The organism is Streptomyces sp. NPDC030820, assembly GCF_055572075.1.
This window is the reverse complement of record NZ_JBVIEB010000016.1, coordinates 75,757-94,656: the sequence shown is the minus strand read 5'-3', so window position 1 is coordinate 94,656 and position 18,900 is coordinate 75,757. Positions and strand designations below refer to the sequence as shown.

The window sequence follows — 18,900 nt, the reverse complement described above, 5'->3', positions numbered from 1 at the left end:
GGTCAGGGTCGGTCGGGTGCGGTGCCGGGTGGCGGCTCCTTCGGTATCGGGGGGTACGGCACGCCCAGGCCGCTCGGTGGGCCCGCCGGCGGGGTGCCGCCGACGACGTGGGACGGGGGCGCGGGGTGCCTCTGCCTCGGGTGGGCGGCGCTGCGCAGTGCGTAGGCCACCACGCCCATGATCGCCGCCGTGATCAGGGCGGCGCCCCAGCCGGGCAGGCCGGTGGCCAGAGCCAGGCCCACCGCGAGGGCCAGCGCGGCGCCCGCGTACAGGGCGGCGGCGCCGGATGCGGCGTAGAGCACGGCGGTGCGGCGCCGCTTGCGGGTCTGCTCGCGCAGCTCGTCGCGTACCGTCTCGCGTGCCACCTGTGCCAGCTCGTCCACCAGCTGTTTGTCCAGATGTTCCAGGTGATCCAACGGTTCCATGCACTCCGGGTACCCGTCCGACACGGCGGGTAACGCGGGCGCGCTGCACGCCCCGGTCCGCCCCAACTAGGCTCGGGCGCATGGAGATTCTGGGCGCCTCGCTGCGCATCTGCGTCGACGACCTCGAGACCGCGATCCCCTTCTACGAGCGGCTGGCCGGCGGCAGAGCCCTGCGCTTCGAGCGCGGCGGGGTCCAGGTCGCCGCGATCGGCTCCTTTCTGCTGATGAGCGGCCCGCAGGCGGAGCTGGAGATCCTGCGCAAAGTGGCGGCGACCATCGCCGTCGAGGACGTGGACGAGGCGCACCGGCTGCTGACCGACCTCGGCGCCCGGATCATCGCGGGTCCGGTGCCGACCCCGGTGGGCCGGAACCTGCTCGCGATGCATCCGGACGGGTCGGTGTTCGAGTACGTCGACCAGCGAGGCTGAGCCGGTCAGACCGCGTCGGGCCGCATCCGGAAGTCGTAGCGGGCGGGGAGGGGCTCGTCGGTGAGCCGGGCCCAGAGGCGGCCCAGCGCCTCCTCTCCCTCCCGCAGGTCGGCGACCTCGAACCCCGCGTCGAAGACGGCCCGCGCCTCGGCGGTCCGTCCCTCGGCGAGCAGCAGCTCGGCCTCCAGCAGCCGGAACCGGCCGCGCGCGCGGACGGCGGGCAGCAGCCGGTCCCAGACCGCCCGGGCGTCCGCCGTCCGCCGCACCGTCAGCAGTGCCCGCAGCGTCTCCCGGCCGAGCGCGGCCACGGCGGCGGTCCAGGTCTCGCCGTCGTCGCGCCGCTCGCGGCACAGGTCGTCGAAGGCGTCCGCGTACCGTTCGGCGGCCCGCTCGTGATGGCCGGACTCCTGGTCGGCGACGGCGAGGCAGCGCAGCAACGGCCAGAGCGACGGGGCGAGTTCGAGGCCGCGTTCCCAGCTGCGGACGGCCTGGGCGCGGTCGCCGGCGTGCCACTGGGCGACACCGAGGTGGTACTCGGTGTGCGGGGTGGCGGGCGCGGTCTCCAGCATGTCCCGCCAGTGCGGGGCGACGAGGGTCTCGCCGGGCGGCCGTACCCGGCGCGGCTCGGGCAGGGAGCCGGTGCGCAGCAGTTCCCGCCAGGGCGCCTGCTCCGCGCCGAGGGTGGACTCGGGGAACGGGGTGCCGGGCAGTTTCCAGTCGGCGCGCAGCACTTCGAGCGCGCCCCAGCCGGATCCGGTGGCCAGGGTCTCGCCGGGGTCGGTGTCGGCGCAGGGCCGCCAGGCCGCGTACGCCTCCTCGACGCGGGCGCGGGGCAGGGCGGACTCCAGCCGCTCCTCGGCGCCCTGCACGGCCCGGGTCCACTCCCCCTCGGGCGGTGCGTCGAGCGGGCCGTACGCCTCCAGCCAGGACACCTCGCTCTCGGCCTCCAGCCGGACGTGTTCCAGCTGGGTGCGGGCGAGTCCGGCCTGGATCTCGCAGTAGCCGCCGGTGCCGGGTTCGGTCAGCCACTCCTGCCAGCGCCGGCCACCGGGCAGGTGGCCCCACACGAAGAGCTTGCGGCCGCGCAGGGCGTCGGTGGAGGTCTGCACCAGGCCGTGCCCGTCGGCGTCCAGCGCGGCGATCCAGCGGCGGCGGCCGTCCGGCACCTCGTAGAAGTAGTCGGCGGCGTAGGGTCTGTTGAGGGGGTGGGTGCGGTCGATGCCGTCGTACGACGGGACGGGGACGCGGTGCAGGCGGCGCTCGTAGCCGAACTGCCAGGCCTCCTCGGCGGGGGCGAGGACCCGGCACTCCTCCGGCACCGCGATGTTGGACCACCAGTAGGTCGGTACGGGCCGCTCGTGCGGGTTGCGGACGCGGACGCCGACGTAGAGGAAGTCGGAGCCGTCGGGCAGCCACAGGTCGACCTGGAAGGGCAGGTCGCGCAGCCGTTCCCACTCCCACAGGCGCAGCATCTCGCCACCGTCCGGGGCGGGGACGCGGGCGGCGTGCAGGGGGGCGCAGGAGAGGGTGGTGTGGCCGGTGGCGCCGATGTTCCACTCGATGCCGCCGGAGTACCAGGCGCCGTTGAGGGCGAAGTTGGCCGGCTGGAACACCGGGTTGCGGTAGAGGAGTTCGCGTCCGGTGGGCAGGTGGAGCAGGGAGGCGATGCGGCCGCCGAGGCCGGGCAGGACGGTGGCGCGCAGCCGGTCGCTCTCGATCACCAGGGCGTCGAGGGCGCGGGGCTCGCGGGTTCTGTCGTAGCCGTCGCGGATGCGGACCGGGAGCAGGCTGCGCAGCGGCTCGTACCCGAGCTGGCGGGCCATGTCACGGGGCATGCCGTCCCGGTGGCGGTCGTCGATGCGGTGGACCTCGTCGAGCGGGCGCAGCGGGGGCAGGGGGTTGTCGGGGCCCAACTGCGCGGCGGGCAGCGTCAGTACCTCACGTCGGATCCTCGTCACGATCACCATGGAACCCGGCACGCATCGAGTCGGCCAGGGGATGTGCCGGTCAGGATTGCGCAAAGGGTGTGTTCAGGCGGTGGGGTCGCGCATCTCGGCGGTGAGGGCCCAGCGTTCGTGGTCGCGCCAGGCGCCGTCGATGTAGAGCATGGCCGGGGAGAACCCCTCCAGCCGGAAGCCGGCGCCGCGGGCCAGCGCGATGGACGCGGTGTTCTCGGGCTGCACGTTGATCTCCAGCCGGTGCAGCCCGAGCGGGCCGAAGGCGTACCCGATGACCAGGTCGAGGCCCTCGCGCATCAGGCCGCGCCCGGCGGCGTGCGCGAAGGCCCCGTAGCCGAGGGCACCGCACTGGAAGCCGCCGCGCACGATGTTGTTGATGTTGATGTACCCGGCGATGTCCCCGCTGTCCTTCTCGCACACCAGGAAGCCGGCCTTCGTCGGGTCCTCGATCAGCGGGCGCGCGTAGGCGGCGTAGGCCTCGTCGTTGTCCGGCGGGAACAGCCAGGGCCGGTGCAGGTCCTTGCTCTCCCGGGTCCGCGCGGTGAACTCGGGTCCGTCTTCGAGGGTGAAGTGACGGATGGCGACGCGTGGGCCCTCGGCGAGGTAGTGGGGTGCGGTGTGCGGCATCCGGCCAGGTTACGGCGTCCCCGCCCGCGCCGTCACCGGAAGTCCACCCGCGCCGGCTCCAGGGACGCACCGGCGCCACGTCCGGCAATTGGCCGGCGCCACCTTCAGCGATTCGCCGGCGCCGGCACATAGCATTCGCCGGTCCCACTCCTGGCATCCGCCCGGCCCGGCTCCAGCCGATCCGCCTGGGCCGCCTACTCGAGCCCGCCCGGACCGTCACCCGGAATCCGCCCTACCCGCCTCCCCCGAAACCACCCCCACCCACCCCCACAAACCACCCCGACCCGCCACCCCCGAAACCACCCCCACCCACCCCCACAAACCACCCCGACCCGCCACCCCCGAAACCACCCCGACGGGCACCCAGAAACCACCCAGCCCGCCACCTCCAAGCCGCTCCCACCGGCCCCCCGGGCCGGGCTCCCTCCTGGATCCGCCCAGCCGGGGTGAGTCCCCACGGTCGGCAGCCGCAGCACCCCGGTGTCCTCGGGGGCGCTGACCACGGTCAGCGGCTTGATCCCGCGGTTGCCGAAGAGATTCGGTTGGTGCGCTCAGCGCAGCGCGGGCTCGTCCAGGGTCAAGGTGCCCGCATCCGCGTCGAGTTCGGCCGCCACCCCGAACGGGACGGTCAGCGCGCCCGCGCAGTGCCCGAACCCGAACTCCTCCACCACCGGTACGCCGAGCGCGCCGAGCCGGTCGGCCAGCAGCGGCCGTACCTCGGCGTAGTCCGGGCAGCGCTCCCAGGAGCCGAGCAGCACCCCGTGCACCCCGTCCAGCCAGCCCGCGCGCAGGAGTTGGGTGAGGTACCGGTCCAGCCGGTAGGTCGCCTCGCCCACGTCCTCCAGGCACAGCAGCCCGCCGGCCGCCGAGGCACGCGCGTGCGGGGTGCCGAGCTCCGCGGCGAGCAGGCTCAGACAGCCGCCGAGGGTGACCCCGCGGGCCCGGCCGGGCGCCAGGGCCCGGCCGCCGGAGGCGATGGTGCGGACCGTCTCCGGGGCGAACAGCGTGGCCCGCAGATGCTCCTGTGCCCGGGCGTTCTTGATGAAGTCGATGCCGGCCGCCACCGGCCCGTGCAGCGTGGCGAGCCCGAGGCGGGTGGCGAAGGCCTCGTGCAGGACGGTGATGTCGCTGAAGCCGACGAGGACCTTCGGCCCGGCCGCCCGCATGGCGTCCCAGTCCAGCAGGTCGATCATGCGCTGGGCGCCGTACCCGCCGCGGGCGCACAGCACCGCGGCGACGGACGGGTCGCACCAGGCGTTCTGGAGATCGGCCGCGCGGTCGGCGTCCCGGCCGGCCAGATAGCCGAACTCCCCGTGCCGGTCGAGCACATGGGGTGCCACGACCGGATCCAGGTCCCAGCCGCGCAGCACGTCGAGCCCCGCCTGGAGCCGTTCCTCGGGCACCGGCCCGCTGGGGGCGACGACGGCCACCCGGGCGCCCGGGGCCAGCCGCTCCGGGCGCGTCAGTTCCTTCACGTGTGCAGCTCCAGTCTCGGCACATCGGGCACGTCCAGCTTGAACACCTGGGCGTACAGGGAGAGTTCGGCCTCCAGGGCGCGCACCATGGTCTCCGCCCGCCGGAATCCGTGCCCTTCTCCCGCGAAGGTGAGGTAGGCGTGCGGCACGTCCCGGCCGGCGATCCGGGCGAGGAAGCGTTCGCACTGGGCGGGCGGGCAGATCACGTCGTCCAGGCCCTGGAGGAGCAGGAACGGTGCGGTGAGCCGGTCGGCGTGGGTGCTCGGCGAGCGCTCGGCGTACCGGGCGGGCACCTCGGCGAGCGGGCCGATCAGCGACTCCAGGTAGCGGGACTCGAAGTCGTGGGTCTCCCCCGGTCCCCAGGTGGCCAGGTCCAGGACGGGGTAGAGGATGGTGCCGCAGGCGTAGACGTCGGTGGTGGTCAGGGAGGCGGCGGCGGTCCAGCCGCCCGCGCTGCCGCCCCGGATCGCGAGCCGGGCTGGATCGGCGGTGCCCTCGTCGGCGAGGGCGCGGGCGACGGCCGCGCAGTCCTCGACGTCGACCACGCCCCACTGCTCGCGCAGCCGCTCGCGGTAGGCCCGGCCGTAGCCGGTGGAGCCGCCGTAGTTCACCTCGGCGACGCCGATGCCGCGCGAGGTGAAGTAGGCGATCTCCAGGTCCAGCACGAGCGGCACCCGGCTGGTCGGGCCGCCGTGCGCCCAGATGACGTAGGGCGGCAACTCGCCGTCGGGAGCGGTGTGTCCGGGGTGGTGGGGCGGGTAGATGTGGGCGTGCACCTCGCGGCCGTCCGGGCCGGTGAAGACGCGGATCTGCGGCTCCGGGCAGTACGCGGGGTCGACGGCGTCGCGGTGCCGGGCGCCGATCGCGCGGGCCCGGCCGGTGCCGGTGTCCAGCTCGACCACCTCGAAGGCGGTGCGCGGGCTGGCGCCGACCGCGAGCACCCGCGGGCCGTGGGTGGCGAGATGGGCCGGGAACTCGGTCCACGGCCCGGCGGCGTCGACGATCTCACCGGATTCCGGATCCAGGATGCCGAGTACGGTCGGCCCCTTGCCGTGCACGACCGCGATCAGCCCGTTGTCGAGCGGCGCGAACCAGCGCAGGCCGAGCTGCCACAGGGGCCCGCCGAACTCCTCGTCGCGCGGGCACAGCGGGGTGCCGTCGCGGTAGAGGTTCCACCAGCCGCTGCGGTCACTGCTGTAGAGCAGCCTGCCGTCCGCCGCCCACTCCACCTGCGCGACGGCCTCGTCCGGTCCGCCGGCGACGGTACGCGCGTCCCGCAGCGTGCCGTCGTCGGCGACGTCGGCCACGAGCAGCTCGGTGCCGTCCCACGGCATGCGCGGATGGTCCCAGGCGAGCCAGGCGGCGCGGCGGCCGTCGGGGGCGAGGCACGCCCCGGTGACGAACCGGTGCCGGCCGTCGCCGAGTTCCCGGACGGCGCTCCGGTCCTCGGCGGCCGAGCCGTCCAGCGGTACGGCGGCGAGGACGCGCCGCACGTCACCGGGGCCGTCCCCGGTGAACTCCTCGAGCACGCACCACACTTCGCCGCGCTCCAGGTCCACGCGCGGTTCGGCCCACCGCAGCCCGCCGCCCACGGGCGACACCGGGGTCAGCGGGCGCGGCTCGCCGCCGGGTTCGTACCGGTAGAGCCGCTGGTCGGTGAAGTGCACGAAGACGGCGAGGGGTTGCCCGTCGTGCACCACCCCGGCCCAGGGCCGGCCGCCGTACTCGATGACCCGGCTGCGCACGTTCCACGGCGCGGGCAGCACCGACTCCTCGGTGCCGTCGGGGCGGCGTCGTACCAGGGCCCGGCGGCCGCCCTCGGTCGGGCGGGGTTCGGTCCACCAGGTCTCGTCCCCGACGAAGCCCGGCCACTCCGGGCGGCCGTCGTGCGCGGCGGCCAGGGCCGCGTCGACGGGCGACGGCCAGGATCCGTACGGCGTCTTCAGCATCTCGTCCCCCATCGCCTAGGCCGTCCGCAGGAAACGGTCGAGTACCCGGACGCCGAAGTGCAGCGCCTCGACCGGCACGCGCTCGTCCACGCCGTGGAACAGCGCCTGGTAGTCGAGGCCCTCGGGCAACTTCAACGGGGCGAAACCATATCCGGTGATGCCGAGCCGGGAGAACTGCTTGGCGTCCGTGCCGCCGGACATGCAGTACGGCACCACGTGCCCTTCGGGCGCGAACTCCTCGACGGCGGCCCGCATCCTCGCGAACGTCGACGAGTCCACCGGAGCCTGAAGGGCCACCTCCCGGTGCGCGAACTCCCAGCTCACGTCGGGTCCGGTCAGGTGGTCGAGGGTGGCGGCGAACTCCTCCTCGCCGCCCGGCAGATAGCGTCCGTCCACGTAGGCGACGGCCTCGCCGGGGATCACGTTGAGCTTGTAACCGGCGCTCAGCATGGTCGGGTTGGCGCTGTTGCGCAGGGTCGACTCGACCAGCTTGGCCGCCGGGCCGAGCTTCTCCAGCAGCAGGTCCACGTCCGTGAAGTCGGGCTCGACGCCGTACAGGGCGGCGAGTTCGGTGAGCGCGGCCCGTACGGTCGGGGTGAGTCTCAGGCGCCACTCGTGTTCGCCGATGCGGGTGACGGCGGCGGCCAGCCTTGTCACCGCGTTCTCCTTGTTCACCTTGGAGCCGTGCCCGGCCCGGCCGCGCGCGGTGAGCTTGAGCCAGCCGGTGCCCCGCTCCCCCGCCGCGATCGGGTAGAGCTGCCGGCCGGCGCCGTCGTGGAAGGTGAACGCGCCGGACTCGCTGATGCCCTCGGTGCAGCCCTCGAACAGCTCGGGATGCCGGTCGGCGAGGAACCCGGAGCCGTCCTCGGCGCTGGCCTCCTCGTCGGCGGTGAACGCGACGACGATGTCCCGGCGCGGCCGTACGCCCTGCCGGGGCCAGGAGCGGACGACCGCGAGGATCATCGCGTCCATGTTCTTCATGTCGACGGCGCCCCGCCCCCACACCACGCCGTCGCGGATCTCGCCGGAGAAGGGGTCGACGCTCCAGTCGGCGGGCTCCGCGGGTACGACGTCGAGGTGACCGTGGACCAGCAGGGCGTCGGCGGAGGGGTCGGTGCCCTCGATCCGGGCGACGACGTTGGTGCGGCCCGGCGTCCGCTCCAGCAGCAGGGGTTCGAGTCCGGCGCCGGCCAGCCGCTCCGCCGCGTACTCCGCGGCGGGCCGTTCCCGGCAGTCCCCGCCGCCCCGGTTGGTGGTGTCGATGCGGATCAGCTCCGAGGTGAACTCCACGACCTCGGCCAGGGCCGGTTCGTCGGCCCGCTGGTCAGCCATACTGCTCCTCCACGGCAGCGGAGACGATCGTCGTGACCGCCTTGAACGTCCGGATTGCCTCGTACATCGTGGCGCAGGTGTACGCCACCTTCCGCTCCCCGATCCGCGCGACCCCGGGGACGACGGTCGCGGCCATCGCCAGGTGCTCGGCGTCGAACTTGACGGCGACCGTGAACGGCCCCGCGTCGACGGGCTCGTACCGCACCGCGAGCCGGGCGGCCTCCCTGGCGGCGGCGCGGATGTCGGCGGCCGTACGCGCGGGCGTCCGGCACACCGCCGCATACCGGGACACATGGTCTTTCACCGCGACCTTCAGCGCCTCCGGCGCGTACCCGAGCGCGTCCTCGCAGGCCACGTCGTCCCCGGTGACCAGGACGACGGGGACGCCGTACTCGGCGACGACATGCGCGTTGAGCAGGCCCTCACTGGCGCGGACGTCGTTCAGCCACACACCGGTGATCTGGTTGGCGAGGTAGGTGTGGGCGAGGACGCCCTCCATGCCGGCGCCCGCGTGGTAGCCGACGAACGCGATGCCGTCCACGTCTCCGTGCTGCACCCCCTCCACCATCGACAGCGCCTTGTGCCGCCCGGTGAGCATCTCGACCCGCTCGTCGAGCCGCTCCAGCAGCAGGTTGCGCATGCTCCAGTGGGCCTCGTTGACGAGCACCTGGTCGGCACCACCGTCGAAGAAGCCCTCCACGGCGGCGTTCACGTCCGAGGTGAACATGGACCGGCACCGCTCCCACTGCGGCGTCCCCGGCAGCACGTCGGCCGGCCAGGTGACGCCCGTGGCCCCCTCCATGTCGGCACTGATGAGGATCTTCATGGTGCTTCACGTTACGCGCCGACGGGGGAACTTCCTATGAGGCGGAAAGAAGGTGGAGCCCACGCACGGCCGCACTGGGTGCCCTGGGTGGGTGGCAGCACATCGTAGGACCGGGCGCTGAACGCCCAGCACGGGCGGAGACTGGCAGATGCTCCCACCCGCCTGCCGAACACCCAGGTCAGGGAGGTATTCGACGGGGCATCAGGTGGCGCAACACTCCGGCAACAATGCTATTCCGATCGGATAGGTATGGTTTCGAGCCATGCCGCCCACCGACCGCATCCGAGATCACGCCGGCCAAGGCGCAGCGACCACGGTCGCCGCCCACCGCAGCCGGCGCAGGCTGCGCGCCGATCGAGCCAGGCAACTCGCCGACCTGCTTCGCCGCCAACTCCTCACCGGTGCCTTCCCCGACGGCGCGCTCCCCCACGAGTCGACCCTCGCCACCGACTACCGCGCCTCCCGCAACACCGTCCGTCAAGCCCTCGACCTGCTGCGCACCGAGGGCCTCGTCGAACGCCAGCCCGGTGTCGGCACCTTGGTCGTGGCCCGGAAGTACCCCCACGGCCTCGACCGGCTGATGGGCCTTGCGGAAACCCTCCGCGAACACGGCCGGGTCACCAACGAGGTCCGCACGATGGGCCCTGTCCCGGCGCCCGCCCCGGTCGCCGAACGACTCCACGTGCCCCCGGGCGCCGACGTCCTCTACATCGAGCGCCTGCGCCGTCTGAACGGCCTCCCCCTGTCCCTCGACCTCACCTACGTCCCGCTCGACATCGGCACCGCGCTCCTCGCCGCGGACCTGGAGAACACCGACGTCTTCCGCCTGCTGGAGGCGACCTGCGGCCTGCCTCTCGGCCACGCCGAGATCACCCTGGAGGCCGTCAACGCGGACGCCCACTCCGCCGCCGTGCTGCAGGCCCCGCAGGGCGCGGCCGTACTGATGCTGGAACGCCTCACGCATCTTGCCGACGGCCGGCCCGTCGACCTCGAGTTCATCCGCTTCCGTGGCGACCGCATCACGATGAGCGGGCTGCTGCACCGCTCCGTCTGACACCCCCGAAGAGCACCACCTTCCTGGAGACAGCCATGCCCTTGGCGCCCCAGCGGGCCGACGTGCCCGTGACCATCGACGAGTCGAAGTGCATCGACGGCTGCACGCTCTGCGTGGACATGTGCCCGCTGGACTCCCTCGCCATCGACGTCAACAGCGGCAAGGCGTACATGCACGTCGACGAGTGCTGGTACTGCGGCCCGTGCGCGGCCCGCTGTCCCACCGGAGCCGTCACGGTCAACATGCCCTATCTGCTCCGTTGAGAGGCCACAACCACCATGAAACGCACGGCAGTCGCAGTATCGGCAGTGGCCCTGCTGCTCCCGCTCAGCGCCTGCGGCGGTGACGCCGAGGCCGGCAGCCGCTCCACGGTCACCGTCACCGTCGGCTACCAGTCCAAGACCATCAACACGGTCACCGCCGGGACCCTGCTGCGCTCCCTCGGCTACTTCGAGCGGGCGCTCAACTCCCTCCACGACGGTCACACCTACAAGGTCGCCTGGCAGGACTACGCGACGGGTGCCCCCATCACCGCCCAGATGACCGCCGGGAAGATCGACATCGGCTCGATGGGCGATTTCCCGCTCCTGATCAACGCGGCCCGGGGCAAGCAGCTCGGCCGTCCCACCCACCTCGTCTCCGTCACCGGATACAACCTGCGCGGCGGCCTCAACACGATCGTCACCGCGCCGGATGCCAAGCTCGACTCCCTGCGGGACCTGGCGGGAAAGAAGGTCTCGACCAGCGTCGGTTCCGCCGCCGATGGCACGCTCGTGCGGGCCCTGCAGCGCGCCGGGATCGCCCCGGACAAGGGCATCGAGAAGCTCAACCAGCAGCCCGCGGTGGGTGCTTCGGCCCTGACGGCGGGCAGTGCGGACGCGCTGTCGCAGTTCGTGGCCTGGCCGGGCCTGCTCGCCTTCCAGGGCCGGGCGAAGGCGCTGTACGACGGCGCGCAGCTGAACCTGCCCACGTTCCACGGCGTCACCGCCCGCGAGGACTTCGCGAAGAGGCGCCCGGCCGTGCTGGAGGCGTTCCTGAAGGCCCAGGAGCAGGCCACCGACTACCTCGACGAACATCCCGTCACCGCCGCCGAGAAGGTCGCGCAGGCCACCGGCCTGCCCGCCGAGGTCGTCTACCTCTACAACGGCGCCCACGGCATCTCCACCTTCGACCCGGCTCTCAAGCCCCAGCTCGTCTCCGCCCTGAAGCAGGACGTGTCGATCCTGAGGTCCGCCAAGCTGACCGGCGACGTGGACGTGGACGGCTTCGTCGACGACCAGTACGCGAAGAAGGCACTCGGCGAGGCCGCGTACGCCAAGCGGCTCGCCGCGGCGCCGCCGCCCGCCGCGAGCGAGGTGTGGCCGAAGGGCGCCACACAGACCCGCACCTTCACCTCGCCCGCCGAACTGCTGGCTTACGTGGCGAAGCACGCCGACGGCATCCGCGCCGCCTACGTGCCCGACACCACCACCGGCACCCTGTGGTTCGCCGACAAGGCGGTGTGGGTGGCCGACGGGGAGAAGCTGCTGCCCTTCGTCGCACCGGCGACCGCCCATGCGTACGTCGACGGTCACGGCGGCGCAAGCGTCATCACCTATGCCGAGGCGCTGGGGCGGGCGTCGTGAGCCGGTACGCACTGCGCGGGCTGTCCCTGGCGATCGCCCTCGGCCTCTGGCAGCTGCTGACTACGCTGAACGTCGACCTCTGGCTGCGCTTCTCGCAGTTCCCGACGGTCACCGACGTGGTCCGCGCCTTCACCGACCGCTTGTCGGGACCCGACTACTGGACGGACCTCACCGACAGTGTCACCCGGATTCTCACCGGTTTCCTGCTCGCCGCCGTGCTGGGCGTGGCCGGGGGCGTGCTCGTGGCCCGCTCCCGGCTCGCCGAGGACCTGCTGAGCCCGCTGCTGGAGGTGGTCCGCCCGATCCCGGCGATCGCCCTGGTCCCTGTGGCGATCCTCCTCCTGCCCTCCAATGAACAGGGCATCGTCTTCATCACCTTCACCGCCGCCTTCTTCCCGGTGCTGGTCTCCACCCGGCACTCGGTGCGCGCACTGGCCCCCGTGTGGGAGGAGGCGGTGCGCACCATGGGCGGCGGCCGGTGGCGGATCCTCCGCTCGGTCGTCCTGCCCGGCGCGCTGCCCGGCATCTGCGGCGGCCTGTCGGTCGGCATCGGCGTGGCCTGGATCTGTGTGATCTCCGCCGAGATGATCTCCGGCCAGTACGGGGTCGGCTACCGCACCTGGCAGGACTACACGGTCCTCGACTACCCCGGCGTGTTCGTCGGCATGGTCACGATCGGCGTGCTCGGCTGGCTCACCTCCACGGCCGTCGAGCTGCTGGGCCGCCGCCTCACCCGCTGGCTGCCGCGCACCTCGTACGCCCCGGGCCCCCGGCTCCGGGTTCCCAGGACAACGGGTCCACGTCCGGCGTCCGCAGCCGTACGCACCGCATCCCCCGCATCCGAGGCCGAGGAGGCGCGCGATGAGCACCTCGCCTGACACGACGACCGCTCCTGTCGGTGCCGCCGGTGCGGCGAAGTCCGCGCCCGTGGGCGGCACCCGGCTCACCCTCCGCGCCGCCGATCTCGGCCGACCCGGCTCCCTCGCCCTGGCCGGCGTCGATCTGGACATCGCGCCCGGTGAGATCCTCACCGTCGTCGGCCCCTCCGGCTGTGGCAAGTCGACCCTCCTGCGCACCCTGGCCGGCCTCCTGCCCCCGCTCGCCGGACACCTCGTCGCGGACGAACACCCGCTGACCGGCCCGTCCGCCGAGCGAGCCCTGGTCTTCCAGGACGACGCCCTCCTGCCCTGGCGCACCCTGCGCGCCAACGTCGAACTCCCGCTGGCCATCCGCGGTCTGCCACGCGCCGAACGCCGCAGGCAGGCCGAGGCATGGCTGACCCGGGTCGGACTCGCCGAGCACGCCCACCAGTTGCCCCACCACGTCTCCGGCGGCCAGCGTCAGCGCGCGCAACTGGCCCGCGCCCTCGCCGGGCGCCCGCGCACCGTCCTGATGGACGAACCGTTCGGTGCTCTGGACGCCCAGACCCGGGCCGGAATGCAGGACCTGCTGGTGGAGGTGCTGCACGGCACGGGCGCGACCGTCGTCTTCGTCACCCACGACGTGGACGAGGCCCTGTTCCTCGGCGACCGCGTGGCCGTCCTCGGCGCGGGCCGCCTCATCGCCGTACGGGACGTACCGCGCCCGCGCGAGCGCGCCGCCCACGACGACACGGCGCGTATCGCCCTGCGGCGCGACATCCTCACGTCACTCGGTTCTTGAAAGGCATCCCGGTGAACACCCCCCTCAAGATCCCGGCCCTCACCGACGCCGCGGAGCTGACCTGCGACGTCCTCGTCATCGGCGGCGGCACGGCCGGCACCATGGCGGCGCTGACCGCCGCCGAGCACGGCGCGGACGTGCTGCTGCTGGAGAAGGCGCACGTCCGCCACTCCGGCGCGCTCGCCATGGGCATGGACGGCGTCAACAACGCGGTCATCCCGGGCCGTGCCGAGCCCGACGACTACGTCGCCGAGATCACCCGCGCCAACGACGGCATCGTCGACCAGACCACCGTCCGCCAGACCGCCACCCGAGGCTTCGCCATGGTCAAGCGGCTCGAGTCGTACGGGGTGAAGTTCGAGAAGGACGCCCACGGCGAGTACGCGGTCCGCCAGGTCCACCGCTCCGGCTCGTACGTGCTGCCGATGCCGGAGGGCAAGGACGTCAAGAAGGTCCTGTACCGGCAGCTGCGGCGACGCGAGATGCGGGAGCGGATCCGGATCGAGAACCGGGTGATGCCGGTGCGCGTGCTGACGGCTCCCGACGACGGGCGGGCCGTGGGAACAGTCGGCTTCCACACGCGCACGGGCGCGTTCGTCGTCGTCCGCGCCGGCGCGGTGATCCTGGCGACGGGTGCCTGCGGCCGCCTCGGTCTGCCCGCCTCCGGCTACCTGTACGGCACGTACGAGAACCCGACCAACGCGGGTGACGGCTACGCCATGGCGTACCACGCGGGTGCCGAACTGACCGGTATCGAGTGCTTCCAGATCAACCCGCTGATCAAGGACTACAACGGCCCTGCCTGCGCCTACGTCGCCAATCCCTTCGGCGGCTACCAGGTGAACCGGCATGGCGAACGCTTCGTCGACTCCGACTACTGGTCGGGCCGGATGATGGCGGAGTTCGCGGCGGAGGTGGCGTCGGACCGGGGCCCGGTGTACCTGAAGCTGAGCCACCTGCCGGAGGAGTCGATCGCGGCCCTGGAGTCGATCCTGCACTCCACCGAGCGCCCGACCCGCGGCACTTTCCACGCGGGCCGCGGCCACGACTACCGCACCCACGACGTCGAGATGCACATCTCCGAGATCGGCCTGTGCGGCGGCCACTCCGCCTCGGGGGTACGGGTCGACGACCACGCCCGCACGACCGTCCCCCGTCTGTACGCGGCCGGTGACCTGGCCTGTGTGCCGCACAACTACATGATCGGGGCGTTCGTCTTCGGCGAGCTGGCGGGCGCGGACGCCGCGCAGTACACGCCGTACGAAGGGGAACTTCCCTCCGGCCAACTGCGCGAGGCGCACGAGCTGATCTACCGCCCGCTGCGCCATCCGGACGGCCCGCCGCAGACCCAGGTCGAGTACAAGCTGCGCCGCTTCGTGAACGACTACGTGGCCCCACCGAAGTCCGGCGCCCGGCTGTCGCTGGCCCTGGAGGCGTTCGAGCGGATGCGCGGCGACATCGCCGCGATGGGCGCGCGCACCCCGCACGAGCTGATGCGCTGCGCGGAGGTCACGTTCATCCGCGACTGCGCGGAGATGGCCGCGCGGGCTTCCCTGGCCCGCACGGAATCCCGCTGGGGCCTCTACCACGACCGCCTCGACCACCCGCATCGTGACGACGCGTCCTGGTTCCACCACCTCGATCTGCGTAAGTCCCCCTCCGGCGCGATGGAGTTCACGGCCCGTCCCGTGGCGCCCTATCTGGTTCCGGTCGACGGTTTCGCCCCGGTCGGCGGCCCCTCCCGTCACCTCGGCGAGGTCCGCCCGGACAAGGTGGCGACGGCGGGGTCCCGGGAGGTGGCCCCGGTGACGATGCGGCAGGAGCCCGCCGTTGCCGGCACAACCCCCCGCGCCGGTACCGACGCGGGGACTCCCGCCACTCCCCGCCTGCTCGAACTCCTCGCCCTCGCGGAGAACGAACCCGAACTCTCGGCCCTCAGCCCCTACTTGACCGACCCGGAGCCCGCTGTCCGCACAACGGCCATCGCCGTCCTGACGGAGACCGTGCCGCCGGGAACCGGACCGGCACTGGCCGCGGCGCTCGCCGACACCGACGCCGGCGTCCGCGCCGCCGCAGCCGCCTCGCTGCGCGAACTGGTCGAGACCCTGGCGCCCGAACCGGTCCTTCGAGACGGCCTCGCCGCCGCCCTCTCCGAGGCTGACCCGGTCGTCCGTGCCGCCGCACTGGACATCCTGCGCGGCCTGCGCATCGGCGACTTCGACCTGTTCGCGGCCATGCTGTCGGACCCCGACATCGCCGTCCGCAACGCCGCCGTGCGAGCGCTCGTGTCGGTCGACGCCGCCGCGGAGGTGGCCCGCGCGGCGGCCACCGAACCGTCTCGGGAGGTCCGCGTCACGATTGCCAAGGCCCTGGCCGGCATGGCCCCGGGTCCCGACCCGGACATCGTCCACTCGACCCTCGCCGAACTGGTCGACGACCCCGACGCCCTGGTGCGCGGGGCCGCGTACGAGGCCCTGGGCACGGCGGGCTGCCCGACCCCGCTGGCCGCACACGCCGAGTCAGCCCTGTCCGACCCGGCCTGGCAGGTGCGGGCGGGCGCCGCCACGGCCTTGTCCGCAGCGGACCCCGACGTGGCCGTCCCCGCACTCGCCAAGGCCGTCGCCGACCCCAACGCCGACGTCCGCAAGGCCGCCGTACTGGCCCTGACCCGGCACCGTGCCACCGAGGACGCCCGAGCAGCCCTGGCCACCGCTACGGCGGACTCGGACGCGGACGTCAGGGCCTATGCGGCGCGGGCACTGTGAAGCGTCGGCCTGAAGGCGACCAGGACGTACTGCGGCCCCGTGTCCCTGCGACGGCTACTTGTTGGTCTTGGGCAGGCCGGGCGGATTGATCTCCGACTTCGGCACGGCCTCGTCGGACAGGCCCCAGCGCTTGAGCACCTTGGCATAAGTGCCGTTGTGAATGATCTCGTCGAGCGCGTCGGCGAGTGGCTTGACCAGGCCGCTGTCCTTCTTGGTGGTGGCGGCGATGAGGCCCTGGGCCGTCGTTGGTGGCGGCGATGCCAAGGAACTCCACTGGCATGGGAGATGGCCTTTCCTCAAGTACACGCCGGGGCGTGGGCCTCGGGCGAGGTGGGGCGGCGGCAGCGAGTCTCAGGTCCCGCAGGACCGTTCATACGCGGATTCAGCGCGCGTGAACACGTGTCAGCGCATGCGCACGACGATGCGACGAAGGCGGGGACTCGGCCCGCAACGGGGTCACCGAGGGAGGGAAGGGCCGGTCATAGGGCCCGCTGCCGCGTCAGGCGCAACACGCGGCGGACCAAACGCGCCCGAAGTCGAAGTGGTCACGGGTGACCAGGCGCTGCTCGGCATTCATGCGACCAATTGAGCGGTACATCTCGCTTCTCGTCAACTACGGCCCGGATGCCGGACGGACGCTGCCACCAACGCCTCTGCCGGTGAGCCCGCCTACGGTGTTGCCTTCCCTACATTTCCTATCGATTTACTAGGAAAGCATTGACGGTCCGGCCAACGGGTGCGCAGGATGATGCACATGTCCCACACGCAGCAACGACTGCGCGTGCCACTCCGCTCCTTCTCTCTCGTCCCAGGTGAACGGGAGGCGGCGTCATTTGCAGGAGCGCCCCACCACCGCGCCTTGCCACCGACCTTGAGGAGACCACCGCCATGGGCGTTGCCACTGCGCCGTCCGGACCCGCAGCGGAATCCGACTTGACCGGGCCCGGCCGTGCGCACTGGCTGCGCGTGGCCCGTGAGACGGCGGACGACCTGGCCACGGACGCGACGGCCAGGGAACAGGCAGGCAAGGCCCCGTTCGACGAGGTGTCGCGGCTGCGTGAGGCAGGACTGCTGACGCTCCTCGTACCGGCCGAGCTCGGGGGAGGTGGCTCGGACTGGCCCACGGCCTACGCCGTCGTCCGGGAGATCGCCACCGCCGACGGCGCGATCGGCCAACTGCTCGGCTGTCACTACTTCCTGTCGTGGAGCACCCGGTTCTTCACCGAGCCCGCTCGCGCCGCCCAGGTCGAGCACCGGTCGGCGGCGGAGGACTGGTGCTGGGGTGGTGGTTTCGCCCGTCAGGAACTGCCTCCGACGCTGGCCAGGAAGGCCAGTGGCTATGTGCTCGACGGCCGCCAGAGCTACGCCACGGGGGTCCTGGTCGCCGACCGCCTCGCCGTGCGGGCCGCACGGGCCGACAATGGCGAACCATTCGCCGTCGTCGTCGATCCCGCCCATCGCGGCGTGCGGATCGATGGCGACGCCGGTACCTTCGGCCAGCGGCTCGCGGCCGGCGGCACCGTGGAGTTCGACGCCGTGCCGGTCGCCGCCGACGACGTACTCGGTTCCCTGTCCGCGGACGAGGACGTCCTGTCACCCCTGGCTGCTCTCACATCGCCGGTCGGACGCCTCGTCTCCGTCCAGGTCCTTCTCGGCATGGCCGAGGGAGTGCTCGCCGAGGCCCGTGAGTACAGCAGGGCGGGCCACTCAGCCTGGCATCCCGCCTGGCCGGCCGGCTCTCACCAGGACCCACAGGTGCTGACCGCCTACGGAGAACTCACCGTCCTCACCCGCTCAGCCTCCGCACTCACCGAGCAAGCACTCAAAGCCGTGCACGGCGGGCTGGCACGGGGCGAAGACGTCACCTACGACGAGTACGCGGACATCTCGGTCCTCGTAACCATGGCGGAAGCCGCCGCTTCCAGGGCGGCGCAGGAGTCCACCGCCCGCGCCCTCGACATCATCGGCGCCCGCTCCGCGTCCTCGCGGCTGGGCTTCGACCGCTTCTGGCGCAATGCGCGGACCCACACCTTGTACGAGCCCGTCGCCCACCGACTCCGCGACGTCGGGGACTACTTCCTCAACGGTGCGCACCCTCCCTTCGTCCTCCCTGTCTGACCGAGAGGCCCTGGAGCGCCGGATCAGCGACGAAAGGCGCATGCGCCGGGCAGCGGACACCCGGCCGGAGCAGTACGGAATAATGCGCACATGCGGATCTCAGCCAGGGCGGACTACGCGGTACGTGCCGCGCTGCAGCTCGCCGCATCACGGGATGACGGGCCGCTGAAGGCCGAGACCATCGCCTCTGCCCAGGACATCCCGCACAAATTCCTCGAAAGCATCTTGAATGACATGCGCCGAGGCGGTCTCGTCCTCAGCCAGCGCGGCGGCAACGGCGGCTACCGGCTGGCCAGGCCCGCCCAGTCCATCAGCATCGCCGACGTCATACGCACCGTGGACGGACCACTGGTCTCGGTGCGCGGGGTCCGCCCCCCGGAGCTGTCCTACACCGGCCCCGCCGAGTCACTCCTCCCCTTGTGGATCGCCCTGCGGTCCAACGTGCGCGAGATCCTCGAGGGCGTGTCCCTCGCCGATGTCGCATCGGCCCAACTTCCTGCCGGGGTATCGGCGTTGACCAACTCCCCGGGCGCCTGGGTAAACCCCTGACATGCCGGGCACTGCACAGCCGATCCCATAAAGCGAGATGGCGTCGTCCATCATTCGAACACCCCCTTGGGATGAGCGCCGCCTTCTGCCACGATCCCTATCAGCCA

The 18,900-nt window shown here is 72.4% G+C and carries 16 protein-coding genes and 1 pseudogene; 9 read left to right on the top strand and 8 right to left on the bottom strand.

Translation table 11 applies throughout. The features are described 5' to 3' along the window. Nucleotides 1–2: 2 nt before the first annotated feature. Nucleotides 3–425 (bottom strand): phage holin family protein, encoded by a 423-nt coding sequence (locus ACZ418_RS35145; protein WP_468371173.1) that lies wholly within the window; start codon nt 423–425, stop codon nt 3–5. Between the two features lie 80 nt (nt 426–505). Between ACZ418_RS35145 and ACZ418_RS35140 the strand changes: the two genes are divergently transcribed. Next, nucleotides 506–853, top strand: a complete 348-nt coding sequence (locus ACZ418_RS35140; RefSeq protein WP_468371172.1) for a VOC family protein — start codon at nt 506–508, stop codon at nt 851–853. A gap of 5 nt (nt 854–858) precedes the next feature. Here the strand turns inward: ACZ418_RS35140 and ACZ418_RS35135 are convergent, their stop codons facing one another. The 6 genes from ACZ418_RS35135 to ACZ418_RS35110 all read right to left on the bottom strand — a co-directional run bounded on the left by ACZ418_RS35135 (nt 859) and on the right by ACZ418_RS35110 (nt 9,020). Continuing rightward, nucleotides 859–2,820, bottom strand: coding sequence for a DUF5107 domain-containing protein (locus ACZ418_RS35135; RefSeq protein ID WP_468371292.1), 1,962 nt, complete (start codon nt 2,818–2,820; stop codon nt 859–861). A 63-nt stretch (nt 2,821–2,883) separates the two neighbouring features. After that, complete coding sequence (locus ACZ418_RS35130) at nt 2,884–3,438, bottom strand: GNAT family N-acetyltransferase (RefSeq protein ID WP_468371171.1); 555 nt, start codon at nt 3,436–3,438, stop codon at nt 2,884–2,886. A gap of 551 nt (nt 3,439–3,989) precedes the next feature. Beyond that, complete coding sequence (locus tag ACZ418_RS35125; RefSeq protein WP_468371170.1) at nt 3,990–4,913, bottom strand: S66 peptidase family protein; 924 nt, start codon at nt 4,911–4,913, stop codon at nt 3,990–3,992. After that, nucleotides 4,910–6,874: a prolyl oligopeptidase family serine peptidase gene (locus ACZ418_RS35120; protein WP_468371169.1), complete on the bottom strand. Its 1,965-nt coding sequence runs from the start codon at nt 6,872–6,874 to the stop codon at nt 4,910–4,912. The genes ACZ418_RS35125 and ACZ418_RS35120 overlap by 4 nt, the downstream gene beginning before the upstream one ends. A gap of 3 nt (nt 6,875–6,877) precedes the next feature. Continuing rightward, nucleotides 6,878–8,194: a M20/M25/M40 family metallo-hydrolase gene (locus tag ACZ418_RS35115; RefSeq protein ID WP_468371168.1), complete on the bottom strand. Its 1,317-nt coding sequence runs from the start codon at nt 8,192–8,194 to the stop codon at nt 6,878–6,880. Next, nucleotides 8,187–9,020: a M55 family metallopeptidase gene (locus tag ACZ418_RS35110; protein WP_468371166.1), complete on the bottom strand. Its 834-nt coding sequence runs from the start codon at nt 9,018–9,020 to the stop codon at nt 8,187–8,189. The genes ACZ418_RS35115 and ACZ418_RS35110 overlap by 8 nt, the downstream gene beginning before the upstream one ends. Before the next feature lie 262 nt (nt 9,021–9,282). On the opposite strand from ACZ418_RS35110, the gene ACZ418_RS35105 reads away from it, so the two are divergent. Genes ACZ418_RS35105 through ACZ418_RS35080 form a run of 6 tightly spaced genes read left to right on the top strand, consistent with a single transcriptional unit; the run spans nt 9,283 to nt 16,126 of the window. Continuing rightward, a complete protein-coding gene (locus tag ACZ418_RS35105) occupies nt 9,283–10,074 on the top strand; it encodes a GntR family transcriptional regulator (RefSeq protein ID WP_468371164.1) in 792 nt (263 codons plus the stop codon). A 35-nt stretch (nt 10,075–10,109) separates the two neighbouring features. Then, nucleotides 10,110–10,337, top strand: coding sequence for a 4Fe-4S dicluster domain-containing protein (locus tag ACZ418_RS35100; RefSeq protein WP_468371163.1), 228 nt, complete (start codon nt 10,110–10,112; stop codon nt 10,335–10,337). Between the two features lie 15 nt (nt 10,338–10,352). Continuing rightward, nucleotides 10,353–11,699, top strand: a complete 1,347-nt coding sequence (locus ACZ418_RS35095; protein ID WP_468371161.1) for an ABC transporter substrate-binding protein — start codon at nt 10,353–10,355, stop codon at nt 11,697–11,699. Continuing rightward, a complete protein-coding gene (locus ACZ418_RS35090) occupies nt 11,696–12,577 on the top strand; it encodes an ABC transporter permease (RefSeq protein WP_468371160.1) in 882 nt (293 codons plus the stop codon). The genes ACZ418_RS35095 and ACZ418_RS35090 overlap by 4 nt, the downstream gene beginning before the upstream one ends. After that, on the top strand, nt 12,561–13,361 hold the full coding sequence (locus ACZ418_RS35085; protein WP_468371158.1) for an ABC transporter ATP-binding protein: 801 nt from the start codon (nt 12,561–12,563) through the stop codon (nt 13,359–13,361). Before ACZ418_RS35090 ends, ACZ418_RS35085 begins: the two co-directional genes overlap by 17 nt. 11 nt (nt 13,362–13,372) lie before the next feature. Continuing rightward, nucleotides 13,373–16,126, top strand: a complete 2,754-nt coding sequence (locus ACZ418_RS35080) for a fumarate reductase/succinate dehydrogenase flavoprotein subunit (protein WP_468371157.1) — start codon at nt 13,373–13,375, stop codon at nt 16,124–16,126. 54 nt (nt 16,127–16,180) lie between these two features. Here the strand turns inward: ACZ418_RS35080 and ACZ418_RS35075 are convergent. Next, nucleotides 16,181–16,363: pseudogene (locus ACZ418_RS35075) on the bottom strand (ABC transporter substrate-binding protein); the annotation flags it as partial. 651 nt (nt 16,364–17,014) lie between these two features. On the opposite strand from ACZ418_RS35075, the gene ACZ418_RS35070 reads away from it, so the two are divergent. After that, nucleotides 17,015–18,244: an acyl-CoA dehydrogenase family protein gene (locus ACZ418_RS35070; RefSeq protein WP_468371156.1), complete on the top strand. Its 1,230-nt coding sequence runs from the start codon at nt 17,015–17,017 to the stop codon at nt 18,242–18,244. Nucleotides 18,245–18,334: 90 nt separating this feature from the next. Further along, a complete protein-coding gene (locus tag ACZ418_RS35065) occupies nt 18,335–18,793 on the top strand; it encodes an RrF2 family transcriptional regulator (RefSeq protein ID WP_468371154.1) in 459 nt (152 codons plus the stop codon). Nucleotides 18,794–18,900 lie beyond the last annotated feature (107 nt).